Consider the following 16,453-nt stretch of genomic DNA (forward strand, 5'->3'; position numbering starts at 1 on the left):
GTTTATGGGTGTCGCCTTTTTGAAAAAAGCTTCACCAAAAATGTCTTCAGTGAATATGCATGAGGTTGCGCAGGAAGCCGGGCAGCAGCATGGCATACGGGTTCACATGCACTGCCGGGTTGTCCATCGGTCCCGTGACCTGATAGGTGGCGGAGACGACGCCCCCGTTCTTTTCAGGGCTGAACAGCCAGCCCAGCAGGCCCGGCAGGTGGCCCGGCGCCGCATTCACCGCAAAGGCGGGGATGATGGTGCCATCCAGATTGAGCGTCTTCTTCTCCAGATTCACATCCCCTGACACCGTGGCCCCAAGGGATGCGTTGCTGACCAGACCGTCTGCGATATGGACGTTGCCTTCATCCAGCGTGACCGGCGCATCAAGCTGCTCGACCTGGAAGCTGGGCGCATGCGGCGCGCGCAGCCAGCCATAGATCGAGGCATTGTTGGCCATGCGCACCACCGCCGGCACGTTGCGCAGCTTGAACGGTCCCATATGCACCTTGCCGGAGAAGGGCGCGGTCGCAACGCTGTCGTCAAAGCTGCCGGTGATGTCGGTGACACCGCCCTGCATTTCATCCGTGACCTTCATGTCCTGCAGCAGCGCGCCAAGGCTGGCCACATGCACGTCCAGCACGCGCGTATTGCCCTTCGGGTTCAGGTGTGCCGCGGCCGCCACCGGCCCCTCGACCGTCATGACGCCGCGTGTCAGGCGCACGCCGTCGGTTTCCAGATGGCTGTGCACGTTCGTCAGCATATCTTTCGGGCTGTAGTACAGGGTCTGGGCGTCAACATTCAGGTCCCACCTGCGTCCCGGCGGCCCCTTCACGCGTCCGCTGGCCATTTCAGGCACATGGTAGCCACTATTGCCCTGCCCGGCCGCCACTTTGGCTGAAGCCGAACCGTCAGGCGCGGTCTGGAATGACACCAGCGGCGACAGGTCCAGCACTCTTGCCGCCACATTCACCCCGATCGCATCACTGTCACGCAGCGGCAGCATGACCGAGGCATTGCCCATTGACCGGCCGACATGGAAGCCGCGCAGGATCAGGCGGCGCGCGACGCCGGATGCGGTTTCGGCATGGCCATCAATCAGCAGGTCGGGGCCTACGGCGCGGATATTCTCGATGCTGGAGATCTGGCCATGGTCAAGGTCCAGCTCGACCGAGGCATTCGCCTCCTGCCCCACCTTCTTGGACCAGATGGGAATGTTCAGCGCCGCGCGGTCAAGGTCCAGATCGATATTGACCTGCGCCTTGCCGCCCACATACCGGTCGTAATCCACATCCAGCCGGGAGCTGCCGGCAAAATGCTCGCCCATCTCAAACCCCGCGCGCCGCACGCCCTCGGGGGTGACATGCCCCTGCAGGCTGGCGCTTTCCACCGCGTGGACCATCGACCCGCTACGGAAATCCATGGTGTAGATCACGCTGGACGGAATACCCGCCAGCACCCCGGTCCCCTGCAACAGCAGGCCGTTGATCGTGGCGTCAATGCCCAGGCTGCCGTTATCCAGTGGGCGCCCCACCACCACATTGCCCAGATGCACCTGCGCCAGATCGGTGTGGCTGCGCAGGTCGATCTGGTCCAGCCGCACATGCGCATCCAGCGGAAGGGCGATATGCAGCGACACATTGGCCCGGCCCGCGGGGTGCGTAAACGACATGGGATGGCGCGAAAGCACATTCAGCCGGGGTTCGGCCAGCAGCGCCAGCACGTCGCGCGCATTGCCCAGCAGGGTGACGTTGATGTCGCCCACCTGCACCTTTTCATTCAGGCCCGTGATCCGCATGGAACCGGGGCCGACCTCGATCCGTCCCGTGCCGGTGGCATCCACGTGCCGGTCCGCGAGGTCCACCAGCTGGTAGGCGTGGCCAAAGCGGATCATGATCTCATCCGGACCGTCAAAGGTCAGGTGGGCATCCATGTCATGCATGGGCGGTATGGGACGCAGCCAGTGCAGTTCCATCCTGTCGGCGTCGATCGTGCCACCCAGCGAGACAAGGTCCAGCCCGTTCCAGCCCTTGTGGCTGGCCAGCCCCATGTTGACCTGCAGTTCCTGCACGTGCCCCTGCGGTATGTTCTGCGTGACCCACCGCCGCGCGCCCTTCATCGCGCGCGGGGGCCAGAAATCGCCCAGTGTCGCGAAATCCAGCGACCGTGCGCGCGCGTCAACATTCAGCTGCGCCGTTTTCGGATCCAGCAGGGATGTCGATTTCAGGTCCGCCGTCGCGTCCAGCGTGGGACCGCTGCCATCATCAGCCGCATGCCCCGGCGCACGCAGGTGCAGTTCCAGACGCTTCAGCATGACATGCAGCGGACCATCAAACGGTGCGTTGCGTGGCCCGGCACCCAGCGAGCCGACCAGGTCGGCCTCCCCTTCCCCCACCAGGAACTGCCCCGCCTTGCGGGTGGTGACCTTCCCGTTGCCTGCATTGAGGTGCAGGGCGAAATCCCGCGGCATGAGGAAGGGAATGTCCCGCACGCCCCCGTTGCGGAAGGCGACCTGCAACTGCCCGCCTACGGGCAGGCCGAGTGGCTCCACCTCCTTCTGTCCCGGCGCGAAGGCGGCCGGGCTGATCGGGTCAAGCTGCAGGGTCCAGTTGATCTGGCCCGGGCCGGTATGTTCCCCCATGCCATGCACCACCAGCCGTTCGCCATTCCCCTCCAGGCCCAGGCGGATATCACCCGTCACCCCCTTCTGCCCGGAATCGGTCACGACCTTCAGCCGGGCATCGGCTTCACCCAGCCGCCATGCACGGCCGGTCATGCGATCGGCAAAATTGACGTGGGTGTCGGATATGACGGCCTGCCGCAGCGCCGTCAGGTCCACGGGCGCCGGCTGTTCCGGTTTCTGTGTGGAATAAGGCGTGTCCGGACCCAGATCGAGACCGAATTTGCCTTCCTTGTTGCGCGCAAGTTTCAGCCGCCCGTGCGAGACCGAAAGTTCCAGTATCCGCACGCTGCCATGAAACAGTGCCGGGCTGTCCAGCGTCAGGCGGCCACGGCGCAGGGTATCGGCCATCTGCCCGTCACGGCGCTGGATGCGCACGTCCTCCACCCATATCACCAGCGGCGCGCGCAGGCCTTCATGCACGGCGTTCCAGCCCATGCGCACATGCCCCGCCGACAGGGTGCCGATGATATCGTCATGCGTCGGTCCATGCGCGACCGGCAGCGGCATGAGCAGGCTGACCACCGGCGTCACATCCAGCGGCCCCGCGGACAGCCGCACCGTCAGCACCAGCAGAAGCACGGCAGGCAGCGTAATGCACAGCAGTACCAGCCAGATCACCACGCGCCCGGCCGCCATGACCGCGCGACGCACGCGGCTGGGACTGGACACGGCGTTCCGGGCGGGAGAGGGTTGGCCGGCTTCCGTCATGCCACCCACGCCATGCCATCATGCGGACCTGCATGGTTTTCCAGACCCTTAACGGACCCTTTCCCATGGACCAGCCTGCCCTGCCCCCCTTCGTGCCGCACCCTTCGTGGCGTGGCTGCACATGGCCCCATGCCGCCGATACGCGCGCGGCGCGCATCGTGCGTGAAAACCTGACGGATGCCTGCGCGCGCGCGGGCCTGCCCGATATCGCGGCCGTGCCGGAACTGGGCGCATTGCTGGATGCCATGGGGGGAAACAGTCCCTACCTGTCCGACCTGGCGCTGCGCGACACGCTGGCTTTTGCCGACCTGCTGACGGATGGGGCGGATGCGTGCGTGCGCCGGATCCTGTCGGGTCTGGACGCCCTGCCGCCCGACACCGCCCGCGCGGATGTCATGGCTGCATTGCGCGTGGCCAAACGACAGGCGGCGCTGGCCATTGCGCTGGCCGATATCGGTGGCGCATGGACGCTGGAACAGGTCACCCTTGCGCTGAGCCAGCTGGCCGAGAACGCACTGGGGGCGGCGGTCAGACATCTGCTGCTGCATGCACATGACACCGGGCGACTGCGCCTGCGTAACCCCGAAACCCCGTGCCGGGGCAGCGGCTTCGTGGTTCTGGCAATGGGGAAGCTGGGCGCGCGGGAACTGAACTACTCCTCGGACATAGACCTGATCATCCTGTATGACCCGGACCGTCACCCCGGCAACGGGGAACTGCGGCATACCTTTGTGCGCATGACTAGCGATCTTGTCACGCTTATGGAAGCGCGTGATGCAAATGGTTACGTATTCCGCATGGACCTGCGGCTGCGCCCGGACCCGTCCGCCACCCCTGCCGCCGTGTCCTTTCCCGCCGCCATCCAGTATTACGAAAGCATGGGCCGGACATGGGAACGCGCGGCCATGACCAAGGCGCGGCCGGTCGCGGGGGACATCACGGCGGGGCGCCGTTTTCTCAAAAGCATTCATCCGTTCGTATGGCGCCGCCATCTGGATTTCGCGGTAATTGACGATCTGCATGACATGAAAGCACGGATCGACCGCCATCGTAACGCGGGACATGCCAACCTGAGCAGCCTGCCGCCCGAATTCATCCATGACCCCGACGCCGCCACGGGCTGGCTGCTGGGACAGAACGTCAAGCTGGGACAGGGCGGCATACGGGAGGTCGAATTCGTGGCCCAGGCGCTGCAACTGGTATGGGGCGGCAGGCGGCCCGAACTGCGCGATCCCACCACGCTTGGCGCGTTGCGCAGGCTGCGCCGCGCAGGCCTGCTGACGCGTGAACAGTCCGCAATACTGGCCCGCAATTACCGCATGCTGCGACAGGCCGAACACCGGCTGCAGATGCGCATGGACCACCAGACCCATACCCTGCCGGACACACAGGACGGATTCGCGCGCTTCGCGGTCTTCATGCTTGCGCCGGATTGCGGGCAACTGGCCAGTAGCATGCTGTCGGTCATGCAGCGTTCGCGCCGCAATTTCGACCTGCAGTTTGCCGAAAACGACGCGCAGGCAGACATCACCATAGCGCCCGAGGACGCCGACGCCGCCGACAGGCTGCTGGAACAGGGTTTCCCCGCCGCCGATATCACCGACGCCCTCGTCATCCTGAACCGGTGGGAAGGCAACCGCCTGCGCGCGCTGCGTTCGGACCGGGCGCGCAAGCTGCTGCGCCGGCTGCTGCCCGCCATCCTGACGGAAATCGGCAAGCGCCGGCAGCCGCTGACCGTGCTGCGGCGATTTGACGCGCTGCTGGAACGCCAGTGGGCGGGGGTCCAGTTCCTGTCGCTGCTGGAACGCAATCCCGCGCTGATCCACCGCATTGTCACGGTTCTGGACTGCGCGCCCTTCCTGGCGGACCATCTGGCGCAGACCCCTTCCGCGCTGGATGGCCTGCTGGACATGGATGGCGGTCCCGGCGCGCTGGGCACGGTCACGGCGCTGGTGCGGCGGCATGTGGCGGCCGCGCTGTCGGCCGAACAGGTGCTGCCCGTCCTGCGCGGCCTGGTCTGTGGCGAGGAATTCCGCCTGTCGGTCGCCCGCCTTGAACACCGCATGAGCGAGGAACGCGCGGCCCGCGCGCGCACCGCCATGGCGGAAACGGTCATGCGCGGCCTGCTGCGCGTGGTCAGCAACGAACACAGGCGCCGACACGGCACGGTGCCCGGCGGGTCCATGGCGGTCGTGGCGCTGGGCAAGGCGGGATCGTGTGAAATGATGCCGGGATCGGACCTTGATCTCATGCTGGTGTTCGACCACCCCGCCGATATCGTGGAAAGCGTCGTGCCCGCCATCACATATGCCGACGGCCTGACGCCACGCGCGCTGGCGGCGGGCACGTATTACGTCCGGCTGGCGCATGCCTTTGTCGCAGCCCTGACCGCGCCGGGACGGGAGGGGCCACTGTATAGAGTGGACATGCGGCTGCGCCCGTCCGGGTCCAAGGGGCCGGTTGCCGTCTCCCTGTCCGCGTTCCGCCGCTACCATGCGGAATCCGCGTGGACATGGGAACGCATGGCCCTGACGCGTGCGCGCGTCGTGGCGGGACCGCCATCCCTGCGCGCTGAGCGGCGCGCGGCCATCGCCACCGCGCTGGGCCACGGCGCACGCACCCGGCAGGAACGCGACCAGATCGTGCATGACGTGCGCCATATGCGCGAACGCCTGGCCCGGGAACGCCCCGCCACCAGCCCCTGGGACATCAAGCGTCGGCGTGGCGGGCTTATGGATGTGGAATTCATTGCCCAGGGGCTGCAACTGCTGACCACCCATTGCACAAGCCGCAGCCAGTCCACGCGCCTGGCCCTGCTGCGGCTTGCCCATGCGGGGGACATCACGGACGCCGATGCGCGGCTGCTGCGCCGGGCCGACCTGTTCTGGCGTGCGCTGCAGGGGCTGATCCGCATCATATGTGGCAGCGAAGTGCCGGACACCATCCCTGCCGCCAGCCTTGAAATCCTGACCGGGGAATTCCGGGTGGCGGATGCGGACAGGCTGCTGGCGCGCATGGACCGCATGGCCACCGATGTCAGGGGCGTCTTTGACCGCCTGCTTCCGCCCGCCCCGGACACATCCACGCGGGCGGCGCACGACAGCGGTTCCCCGACGGGGCAAGGCGGTGCATGATCGTCCCCACAACCATGCAGCATGTGTCCACCCCATGGGAACGGCGCATGCATCCAGATCAGCAAGGCAGGCCATGAGCAACCCGACACCCCCCTTTCCCGAACCCGGCAGCGCCGTTCCCGATTTCAACATGCCCGCGAGCCACGGCCGCACGGTCAGCCTTACCGGGCTGAAGGGACATCCGTTTGTCCTGTATTTCTATCCCAAGGCCAACACATCGGGCTGCACCAAAGAAGCATGCGAATTCGAGGCGGCACTGGCCGACCTGCACAAGGACGGCGTGAATGTCATCGGCGTTTCACGTGACGGGATGCCCGCGATCGAAAAATTCGCAGCCGACCACAACCTGACCTTTCCCCTTGCATCGGACAGCGATGGCAGGGTGACGGAGGCCTATGGCGTATGGGTGGAAAAATCGATGTATGGCCGCAAATACATGGGCATCGAACGCGCGACCTTCCTGGTCGACGCCACCGGCCATCTGGTTCAGGCGTGGCGCAAGGTCAAGGTCACGAACCATGTCGCCGCCGTGCGCAAGGCCATCGCGACCCTGACGCTACAGGCGGCTGATGGCTGAAGTTCAGTAATACGGCCGTCCCGGGCCGCCATAGGGGCCATACATCACCACCGGCGGCGGCGGAGGCGGGGGCGCGTAATAGGCCATGGGCGGGGCCGGACGGTAATATACCGGCGGCGGAGGGGGCGGCGGCGGNNNNTAGGCATCCACCATCGCGCCCGCCACGGCACCGCCGACAAGGCCGCCCACCAGACCACCGACAAACGCATCGCCACCGCCACGCCCATGGGCATGCGCCTGCGGGGCGGCTGTCGCCAGCCCGGCAAGAACCAGAAGCCCCGCTGCGATACGTCCTGTATTCTTCATCAACCTGTTCCCGTTACTGATCCTGATCCGGCGGGAAAAGCGCCCCGCCGGAATCGGTTAGACAGCACCGCGATGGCGATTTACGGGCAGGTTGCGCCCTTTTCATGCCATAAAGCGGACCGGGCCGGGTCCGTATCAGGGATGGGCCGCGTGCAGTTCCTTCAGTCCCGACGGGACGGTGAACACGCTTTCATCCTGCGGCGTGCGTATAACGGAGGCCGCTTCGACCATCACCTTGCCGTCACGGATGACTTCCATCATCACGCCATCATCGGTGTAGCAGATCTCGCTCGAACGCTGGTCGGTATCCTGTGTCTGCCACAGGGCGCAGGGAATCCCCGCAACCTTTGACACGCCGGTGCGCAGCCACGTGCCCTGCGCACGCTGGCCCATCTGCACATTGGCCGCCCCTGGGGCGGGAATGACCGTCTTGACCTTCTGGCCGGGATTCACCACCGTCAGGGTCCCGGCATGGTAATCGGTAATCATGTAGGTGGCGGCATTGGCCGGATCGACACGCTGCATCATGCGGCTGGCGGACCAGCGCATGCGCTGGCTCATGACCTCGCTCGTGTCATGGGGGGGATAGATTGTGTAGGTCACGTCCACATCATTCTGCGGGGTGACATAGGGGCTCTGGGGATCGGGGTCGGCGGCGGATGCATGGCCTGCCATTCCTGCCAGCAGCAGACAGGCCACCAGTGCAGCCCGGCGGCCGCCATGCGCAAATCGTGTCACTTCATGTCATCCTTGAAAACTGGCCTTGAACAACGGCATCAGCCGCCCTTTTTGTCCGCATCCTTGCGGGCGGGCGGCGTGCCGGGCGGGGGTGGCGGGTCGATCTTGCGGTAACCCTCCGGCGGCTGGAACATGCTGTCGGGGATCGGGGCGTACACCACCTTCGTCGCTTCCAGCCGCCCCTTCAGCCCGTCGCCATCCACGCCGATTTCCTGCAGCACCACGCCGTCATCGGTCACGCAGGCGGTAGCACTGCCCTGATCGGTCGTGACATCCCACTGCGTGCAGGGCACGCCCGCCACGGTGGAACTGCCCTTGCGCGAGAAGGTCATGGACAGGTCGAGCAGGAAGGGATTGCGGATGCCGTAGCGGGCGTCAAGCTGGCTGTACACCTTCTGCGGGTTGATGATGATCGTGACCTGGCGGCTCATGCGGTTGAGGATCGTCTCACCCATGCCCTGCGGGCTGTCGATTCGCATCAGGCCGCCGTTATAGGCGAACCATGTGCGCACGGCCTTGGGTTCGGGCACGCCATCGGGCTGCACGTTATAGTCCACCTGCACGTCACGGGTGGGGGTCAGCGGGGGGTGAACGCTGGAAGGGTCATCCGCCCGCGCGGCGGGAATGTCACAGCCGGACGCAAGACCCACCGCCAGCGCCGTCATGCCCAGCCGCAGCGCGCCCGTCCTTGTCCACTGCCATCGCGGGCGGGCCGTTCCATGCTTCATCGTGTTTTCCCTTTCATCTGCCAAGACGGAACCCCGCATGGCCGGTTGTGTCAACCGCCCGCCGCCCGTCACGTGCGCAGGGCGCGGATGGCGGTTTCCAGTTCCGTTACGCGATCATTCCCAATCCATGCCGCCTGCCCCCGCACCGCATGGGCCAGATGGCGCATATAATCCCGCGCCGGAATTTCCACCCCGCCGAAACTGGCCAGGTGTTCGGTGCCGAACTGGGTGTCCAGCAGGCTGAATCCCCCCACCCGCAGGCGCGCGACAAGGTGGACAAGCGCGACCTTGGACGCATCACGCATGCGGCTGAACATGCTTTCGCCAAAGAACGCCTGCCCGATCGCCACGCCATACAGGCCGCCAACCAGCCTGCCTTCGTGCCTGACCTCCACGCTGTGGGCATGGCCCATGTCATGCAGCGCGCAGAACAGGGCGCGGATGCGTGGGCTGATCCATGTCGTCTCGCGCCCCGGCGCGGGTTCGGCGCAGCCATCCATGACGGCGGGGAAATCCTGGTCCGTCGTGACCGCAAAGCGCGCCGACAGCACGGTGCGCATGAGCCTGCGGCTGACATGGAACCCGTCCAGCGGCAGGATACCACGCATTTCGGGGCGGTACCATTCCAGTTCATCCGACCCGGCATCCGGCGCCATGGGAAACAGCCCGGCCATGTAGGCGCGCAGCATAAGTTCCGGCGTAATGGGAACCGTCTCTTGACCCGTCATGTTCTTAGGATAACCCTTTTCGCATGCTTTCATGGGCATGATCGCCCATGGCATGCCCGCCTGCCAGGAGAAACCACCCCATATGTCCGATACCCGTCCCCGCGTATTGCTGACCCAGCGCCAGACCACCCCGGTCATGCAGCGCATTGAACAGAGCTTTAACATACCCGCCGTTCCAGACCAGCTGATGACAACGCGCGAACTGCTGGATGCGGCGCGCGCATTCCAGCCGCAGGCGATCATGACCGCCACCGGGCTGCCGCTGCGGGGCAGCGACGTGCTGCTGCTGCCCGACAGTGTAAAGGTCGTGGCCACGGTCAGCGTCGGCACCGACCACCTGGACATTCCCGCCCTGCATGCGCGCGGCATTGTTGTCACCAACACGCCCGACGTGCTGACCGAATGCAACGCGGACATGGCCATGCTGCTGATGCTGGCGGCCGCGCGGCGGGCAAGTGAATATGGCGCGCTGATGCGCGGGGGCTGGGGCCGGTCGCTGGCCATGGACGAACTGCTGGGCACGCGCATAAGCGGCAAGCGGCTGGGCATTGTCGGCATGGGCCGCATTGGCCGGGCAGTGGCCAGGCGCGCCCGCGGCTTCGACATGAAGGTCATGTATTCCAACCGCCGCCGCCTGTCGGCGGATCAGGAAGCGGGAGCGACCTTTTTCAGCACCGTGACCGACATGCTGCCGCATTGCGATATCCTGAGCCTGCACCTGCCCGCCAGCCCCGAAACCGATGGCATGATCAATGCTGACCTGCTGTCCCGCCTGCCGCGCGGGGCGATCTTCATCAACGCGGCGCGTGGGGCGCTGGTGGATGAGGATGCGCTGATCGACGCCCTGCGCAGCGGCCAGCTTGCGGCGGCGGGGCTGGATGTCTACCGCAACGAACCCAACCCCGACCCGCGCTTCCTTGAACTGCCCAACGTGTTCCTGACCCCGCATGTGGGCAGCGCGACGGTGGAAACCCGCACCGACATGGGCATGATGGCGGTGGACAATGTGGAAGCCGTGCTGGCGGGCCGCGACGCGTTGACGCCGGTCCAGGCCTGATCCGGCACAATGACAGGAAGGACAGGCTCATGATCGGACTGCCCGGTGTGTTCGTGGTGTTCGCGCTGATTACGGTGCTGCTGCAGTATTTCGCCCCGCGCTTCCACGGGATATGGGATACACTGCTGGCGTTCTACACGCTGTTCGCGCTGGTGGCCGCCTTTATCGAACTGCGCGTCCACCCGAAGCCCGCGCCAGCCGTGCCCGATAAATCGGCCTGACCGGCTGAGGGAAATAAAATTTTGGGGTGCCGCCTTTTTTGAAAAGGCGGCGTCCTTTTGAAGCTTTTTGAAAAAAGCTTCACCAAAAACTTTCCTATGATTACCGGATGTTGTCCGGACCGACTTTTCAATCAGTCTTCCGACGCTTTCAGCTTTCGCGGACCTGCGCTGCCGCATGGGTCTTCAGGTCCATTGCGGTGCGGCGGACTTCGGGGCCGTATTCACGCTCCAGCCTGCGGATGGTGAAATGCGCCTGCGCCACGGCGCGGTAATGCGACAGGAACGCCACATTCAGCGACGCCCCGCACAGCGCGCCGGCCACCGGCATCATCTGCAATGCGAATTTGCGTGACAGGCCCAGCCCGTAATGGGTCGCGACCTCACTGACCAGCATGACGACCGGACGGCCGCGCAGCATGGCGCGGGCAGAGAAATAGCCCAGTTCGTTATCCTCGCCCTGCCCCTGGCCCTTTGCCGCCCCAAAGGGGAAGGCGCGCAGGGCGAATACTTCCAGACAGGCGGCACGCGCGTCTTCCTGCGACAGGTCTTCACCCTGTTCCCGCGCGATGCGGGCGATTTCACGCATGATGGTCAGGGTGGTGAAGCCCACATCCGCAACAAGCCCCGGCAGGCCGGTAAAGCCACCCACGGCACCCGACACCGTGACGGCGGCCTTCAGCGCCGGGTCGCGCCAGACCGCGCCGTCATCAGGGGTGGCGGATACGTCACGGGGGCGGTCCATGCCGACAACCGCAAGGTCGAACGCGCGCCTGATCGCGGTTTCCGCCGTGGCCTGCAGCCGTGCCTGCAACCCCGGCGCCAGCCCGAGCGTGCGCATGCCCAGCATGGCCGCCTGCCCCACGGCCCCACCCATGAGGTCGGCAAGGCGCACCAGCATGCCGCGCCCTGATTCAACCCGTTCCAGCGCCTGCTGGAGTTCAGTGATACACGCGCTGTCCAACGTCAGCGGCGCCAGTTCGTTTGAGGAACCTGCACTCATTACAATGCCCTTCGCCTGATCTTCCGTACCTTCACGGACCGGTCGCGCCATGCCCGCCATATGGACAGGGCATGGGAAACCGCCCGCGACACCCATGCGGCAGTTCCCACCGTTTCAGCACCATGGCGGCGTTCTTGCAACGTGCGTCACCATGGTGCTGCCATGAAACGTGGCATGCCCCTAGCTGTTCCAGCCACCCATCCGGCACAGGTGCCCCCAGTGCGCGTCCGAAACCGGGACGACGGACAGGCGCGACTGCCGGATCAGCGCCAGGTCCGCAAGATCCGGATCGGCCTTCATGGCTGCCAGCGTGACCGGATGCGGCATGGGACCAATGGCGCGCATGTCAACGCAGACCCATCTGCCATCCGTCGCGGTGGGGTCGGGATAGGCTTCGCGCACGACCTCCACCACGCCCACGATTTCACGGCCCACGTTGGAGTGGTAGAAAAAGGCCCGGTCGCCCACTTTCATGGCCGCCAGGTTTTTCTTCGCCTGGTGGTTGCGCACGCCGGTCCACGGTTCAATATCGTTTTCAACCTGCTCGGACCATGAAAAGGCATCGGGCTCGGACTTGATCAGCCAGTAAGCCATGACCGTTTTTTTACTCCACCCGAAGCCCATCACGAAAAACTGAACGGAACGGACGGATCACCACGCTCTCGAACAGGTCAACCTTCGCATAGGGATCTTCCACCGCGAATCCCTCGGCCGCGGCGCGGTCGGCCACGTCCACCACCAGCAGGCTGCCACAGGGGCGGTTTTCCGCGTCCAGCAGCGGCCCGCCATGGATGATGTGACGCTTCCACCGCTCAAGGTAGGCAAGGTGGCGTTCACGCGTTGCCTTGCGGGTTTCAAGGCTGGCGGGCTTGTCGGTACAAATGATCGCAAACAGCATGTTTTCTCCTCCTGTGGCCCGACCGTACCATGATGGGACAGGACTGGCCGTGTCTTTTTTAACGCGATAGTGTAGAGCAGGAAAACGCCAGCCCCCACCCACGCAAGGGTGATGGCACGAATTTCTTGACCGTTTTCATTGCAGGGACAGGTGCCCCGGGCACGGATGGATCAACCTTGAACGCAACGCAGAGCCTTACCGCACGAACCGGTAACCTTTTTCACCGTTACGCCAACCCCGGCCGCTTCCTGCGCATGGGGGCGAAGCTGCAGCCATGGCTGACATGGCCCGCGCTGGCGCTGTCCCTTGCCGGAATCGTGTGGGGACTGTTCTTCTCCCCCGCCGACTGGCAGCAGGGCGACAGCGTGCGCATCATGTACGTGCATGTGCCGACCGCGTGGCTTGCCTCCTCCGGTTACATGGGGCTGGCGGTCTGTTCGCTGCTATCGCTGGTCTGGCGGCATCCGCTGGCCGACCTGGCGGCGGTGGAAATCGGGCCGGTGGGCGCGTCCATCACCGCTGTCTGCCTTGCCACCGGTTCGCTGTGGGGCAAGCCGATGTGGGGCACGTGGTGGGTGTGGGATGCACGCCTGACATCCGTGCTGGTGCTGTTTTTCCTGTATCTGGGCCATATCGCGCTGATCCGTGCGTTCGATGAACCGCAGCGTGGCTACCGCGCCGCCGNCCGCCATACTGGGGCTGGCGGGCGCGGTTGACCTGCCGATTATCAAGTTCAGCGTACAGTGGTGGAACACCCTGCACCAGCCTGACAGCATCACGGTTACGGGGGCGCCGACCATGTCCACGTCCATGCTGTGGCCGCTGGGACTGACCACGCTGGGCTTCACGCTGGGGTTTGGCGCGATCGTGCTGGCCCGCCTGCGCGCATCGGTCATGGAAAGCCGCATCCGCACGATCCTGGACGCCAACCGTGGCCGCCAGTCCGCCAATCCCGCCCCCAAGCCTGACAGTGCCGCCGTATGACCCACCTGCCCTATATCCTGGCCGCCTATGGCCTGACGCTTGGCGTCGCGACGGTCCTGTCCGTCAACGCCGCCATCCGTCTGCGCACCGCGCGCAGGCGCCTGGCCGCCATTGAACAGCCCCGGACACGCCAGCCGTCATGACCCGCAAAAGCCGACGCCTGTGGCTGGTGGTGGCGTGCATGATCGGACTGGGGTCCGCCGCGGCACTGACGCTGAACGCCTTTTCATCCAATATCGTCTTCTTCATGGCCCCGTCGCAGGTCCATGCCAAGCCACCGCCGGCCGACCGCACCATCCGCCTGGGCGGCATGGTCGTGGCCGGTAGCGTGCGCCGTGAAAAGGTGAAGGATTCGCCGGTCGCCATATTCGACGTGACCGATGGGCAGGCCGCCGTGACCGTGCGGTACGAAGGCATCCTGCCCGACCTGTTCCGCGAGGGGCAGAGCGTCGTTGCCGTGGGCACCGTCAACCCTGACGGCACCTTCCGCGCCAGCGAGGTGCTGGCCAAGCATGACGAGACCTACATGCCCAAGGAAGTGGCGGAGGAACTGCGCCGCAGCGGCAAGTGGGATCCCCGTTTCGGCAAGGCCCCCGATGCGGCCAGCTGGAACACCATGACGGCTGCCGATACCCCGAAAAAACCGGCCACCCAGACACCTGACGGAAACTGACATCCGACAATGAACCCGGAACTTGGAAATTTTGCGCTGGCGCTGGCATGCTGCATGGCCGCCGGACAGGCCATCCTGCCCCTGATCGGGGCCAACCGGCGTGATGCGCGCCTGATGGCGTTGGCCCCGGCGCTGGCGGTGGGGCAGATGATCGCGCTGATCACCGCCTTTGCGTGCCTGATCCACGCTGCCATCACCAATGACTTTTCCGTGCAGAACGTGGCCGCCAACAGCGCGGTCAGCAAGCCGCTGCTGTACAAGATCACCGGCGTATGGGGAAACCATGAGGGGTCGGTCCTGCTATGGGCGATGATCCTGTCCATATGCGGTGGCGCGGTGGCCCTGTTTGGCCGCAACCTGCCGTCCGCCCTGCAGGCGCGCGTGATCGCGGTGCTGGGTGGCGTCGCGGCAGGGTTCGAGCTGTTCTGCCTGACCACGTCCAATCCGTTCGCGCGCGTGTGGCCGGCCCCGCTGGATGGGCAGGGCATGAACCCGCTGCTGCAGGATCCCGGCCTGGCGTTCCATCCGCCCATTCTCTACACCGGTTATGTCGGCTTTGCCGTGCCCTTCGCCTTTGCCATCGCCGCCCTGATCGAAGGGCGCGTGGATGCGGCATGGGGCCGGTGGGTGCGCCCGTGGGCGGTCGCGGCATGGTGCTTCCTGACCTGTGGCATCGCCATGGGGTCGTGGTGGTCGTACTACGTGCTGGGCTGGGGTGGCTACTGGTTCTGGGATCCGGTGGAAAACGCATCGCTGATCCCGTGGCTGACGGGCACGGCGCTGGTGCATTCGGCCATCGTGGTGGAAAAGCGCGAGGCGCTGAAGATCTGGACCGTGCTGCTGGCGATCGGCACGTTCTCGTTCTCGCTGTCCGGCACGTTCCTTGTGCGTTCGGGTATCCTCAATTCCGTGCATGCCTTCGCCAATGACCCGGCGCGCGGCGTGTTCATCCTTGGCCTGCTGGCACTCGTCATTGGCGGGTCGCTGCTGCTGTTCGCCATCCGCGCCCCGCAACTGACCACCGGCGGCCTGTTTTCGCCCGTATCGCGTGAGGGGCTGCTGGTCCTGAACAACATCCTGCTGTGCTCGATCTGCGCGGTGGTGCTGACGGGCACGATGTATCCGCCGTTCATGTCGCTTCTGTTCGGCAAGACGATTTCGGTCGGCAAGCCGTTCTTTGACGCGACCACCATCCCGCTGGCCATACCGCTCATGGTGTTCATGGGCTTTGGCCCGATGGTGCCGTGGAAACGGGCACAGATGTGGCCGGTGCTGCGCCGCCTGTGGTGGGCGGCCTGCGTGGCGCTGGTGGCGCTGGTTGTCGCAACCTTCCGGATGCGTGACATCCTGGCGGTGCTGGCCACGGCGACGGCGGTATGGGTGATCTGTTCCAGCATTGCCGATGTTGCCGAACGCCTGCGCCTGTTCCGCCAGCCACTGGCGCAAAGCTGGCAGCGCGCGCGCAGCCTGCCGCGCGCGGTGTTTGGTGCCGCACTTGCCCATGCCGGTGTCGGGATTGTCGTGCTGGGCATTGCCGGGATGTCACAGGCCGCCCACCGGATTGTGGAAGTGCATGTGGGCGAGAGCGAGATGCTGGCCGGTGACAGCTGGACCCTGACCGACGTGCACCCGGCGGAAGGCCCGAACTACAGCGCGCTGGTCGCCACCATCGAGGTCCGGCATAACGGCCGCCTGATCACCACGCTGCACCCTTCCAAACGCACATTCGCCAGCCAGCACCAGACCACGACGGAAGTGGCGATCCACACCAACCTGCTGGCCGATATTTACGGCGTGCTGGGTGACAAGCATGGTGATGACGCCAACCCGACCTATGTGCTGCGCCTGCATTACAACCCGCTGGCGCCATGGATGTGGCTGGGTGGGCTGATCATGGCCTTTGGCGGCGCGCTGTCGCTGTCCGACCGGCGCGTGCGCGTTGGCGCGCCCCGCCGGGCGAAAACGGTTGACGTAGTGGTGGTGCAATGAGCGGCCAGCCTTCTTCCCCCACCCGTCGCCGCCTGCTGATG

15 protein-coding genes and 1 pseudogene are annotated in these 16,453 nt (G+C 65.4%); 8 read left to right on the forward strand and 8 right to left on the reverse strand.

Annotated features, from left to right (window positions below):
- Positions 1-46: 46 nt before the first annotated feature.
- Entirely contained in the window at positions 47-3,379 is a 3,333-nt protein-coding gene (locus GEU01_RS00900; RefSeq protein ID WP_019084564.1) for an AsmA-like C-terminal region-containing protein, read from the reverse strand.
- Positions 3,380-3,444: 65 nt separating this feature from the next.
- Here GEU01_RS00900 and GEU01_RS00905 point away from each other — a divergent pair, with 65 nt between their 5' ends.
- Positions 3,445-6,513 carry a bifunctional [glutamine synthetase] adenylyltransferase/[glutamine synthetase]-adenylyl-L-tyrosine phosphorylase gene (locus GEU01_RS00905; protein WP_232272372.1) on the forward strand — a complete coding sequence of 1,023 codons (3,069 nt, stop codon included), beginning with the start codon at positions 3,445-3,447 and terminating at the stop codon, positions 6,511-6,513.
- 73 nt (positions 6,514-6,586) lie between these two features.
- Positions 6,587-7,090, forward strand: coding sequence for a peroxiredoxin (locus GEU01_RS00910; RefSeq protein ID WP_026018382.1), 504 nt, complete (start codon positions 6,587-6,589; stop codon positions 7,088-7,090).
- Positions 7,091-7,093: 3 nt separating this feature from the next.
- On the opposite strand, the gene GEU01_RS00915 is transcribed toward GEU01_RS00910, so the two are convergent.
- From GEU01_RS00915 to aat, 4 genes are all read right to left on the reverse strand, one after another.
- Positions 7,094-7,396, reverse strand: coding sequence for a hypothetical protein (locus GEU01_RS00915; protein WP_019084567.1), 303 nt, complete (start codon positions 7,394-7,396; stop codon positions 7,094-7,096).
- Positions 7,397-7,531: 135 nt separating this feature from the next.
- Positions 7,532-8,134 carry a DUF4412 domain-containing protein gene (locus tag GEU01_RS00920; RefSeq protein ID WP_019084568.1) on the reverse strand — a complete coding sequence of 201 codons (603 nt, stop codon included), beginning with the start codon at positions 8,132-8,134 and terminating at the stop codon, positions 7,532-7,534.
- A 38-nt stretch (positions 8,135-8,172) separates the two neighbouring features.
- Positions 8,173-8,862 carry a hypothetical protein gene (locus tag GEU01_RS00925; RefSeq protein ID WP_010506771.1) on the reverse strand — a complete coding sequence of 230 codons (690 nt, stop codon included), beginning with the start codon at positions 8,860-8,862 and terminating at the stop codon, positions 8,173-8,175.
- Positions 8,863-8,930: 68 nt separating this feature from the next.
- Positions 8,931-9,590, reverse strand: a complete 660-nt coding sequence (aat, locus tag GEU01_RS00930) for a leucyl/phenylalanyl-tRNA--protein transferase (RefSeq protein ID WP_198284429.1) — start codon at positions 9,588-9,590, stop codon at positions 8,931-8,933.
- Positions 9,591-9,672: 82 nt separating this feature from the next.
- Here aat and GEU01_RS00935 point away from each other — a divergent pair, with 82 nt between their 5' ends.
- On the forward strand, positions 9,673-10,647 hold the full coding sequence (locus tag GEU01_RS00935) for a 2-hydroxyacid dehydrogenase (RefSeq protein ID WP_026018383.1): 975 nt from the start codon (positions 9,673-9,675) through the stop codon (positions 10,645-10,647).
- Between the two features lie 29 nt (positions 10,648-10,676).
- On the forward strand, positions 10,677-10,868 hold the full coding sequence (locus GEU01_RS00940) for a hypothetical protein (protein WP_019084571.1): 192 nt from the start codon (positions 10,677-10,679) through the stop codon (positions 10,866-10,868).
- Between the two features lie 148 nt (positions 10,869-11,016).
- Here the strand turns inward: GEU01_RS00940 and GEU01_RS00945 are convergent, their stop codons facing one another.
- The 3 genes from GEU01_RS00945 to GEU01_RS00955 form a co-directional block, all read right to left on the reverse strand.
- Positions 11,017-11,868 carry an EcsC family protein gene (locus GEU01_RS00945; RefSeq protein WP_026018384.1) on the reverse strand — a complete coding sequence of 284 codons (852 nt, stop codon included), beginning with the start codon at positions 11,866-11,868 and terminating at the stop codon, positions 11,017-11,019.
- A gap of 180 nt (positions 11,869-12,048) precedes the next feature.
- Positions 12,049-12,462, reverse strand: a complete 414-nt coding sequence (locus GEU01_RS00950; RefSeq protein WP_019084573.1) for an EVE domain-containing protein — start codon at positions 12,460-12,462, stop codon at positions 12,049-12,051.
- 10 nt (positions 12,463-12,472) lie between these two features.
- Positions 12,473-12,766: a YciI family protein gene (locus GEU01_RS00955; RefSeq protein WP_010506782.1), complete on the reverse strand. Its 294-nt coding sequence runs from the start codon at positions 12,764-12,766 to the stop codon at positions 12,473-12,475.
- Positions 12,767-12,942: 176 nt separating this feature from the next.
- Here GEU01_RS00955 and GEU01_RS22165 point away from each other — a divergent pair.
- The 4 genes and pseudogenes from GEU01_RS22165 (at position 12,943) to GEU01_RS00975 (ending at position 16,412) form a co-directional block, all read left to right on the forward strand.
- Positions 12,943-13,750: pseudogene (locus GEU01_RS22165) on the forward strand (heme ABC transporter permease).
- Positions 13,747-13,893: a heme exporter protein CcmD gene (gene ccmD / locus GEU01_RS24105; RefSeq protein WP_010506787.1), complete on the forward strand. Its 147-nt coding sequence runs from the start codon at positions 13,747-13,749 to the stop codon at positions 13,891-13,893. The pseudogene GEU01_RS22165 and the gene ccmD overlap by 4 nt, the downstream one beginning before the upstream one ends.
- Positions 13,890-14,423: a cytochrome c maturation protein CcmE gene (ccmE, locus tag GEU01_RS00970; protein ID WP_010506789.1), complete on the forward strand. Its 534-nt coding sequence runs from the start codon at positions 13,890-13,892 to the stop codon at positions 14,421-14,423. The genes ccmD and ccmE overlap by 4 nt, the downstream gene beginning before the upstream one ends.
- A gap of 9 nt (positions 14,424-14,432) precedes the next feature.
- Complete coding sequence (locus GEU01_RS00975; RefSeq protein ID WP_010506792.1) at positions 14,433-16,412, forward strand: heme lyase CcmF/NrfE family subunit; 1,980 nt, start codon at positions 14,433-14,435, stop codon at positions 16,410-16,412.
- The last annotated feature ends 41 nt before the right edge of the window (positions 16,413-16,453 follow it).

It is taken from the genome of Komagataeibacter europaeus LMG 18890 (genome assembly GCF_000285295.1).
Taxonomy (GTDB): Bacteria; Pseudomonadota; Alphaproteobacteria; order Acetobacterales; family Acetobacteraceae; genus Komagataeibacter; species Komagataeibacter europaeus.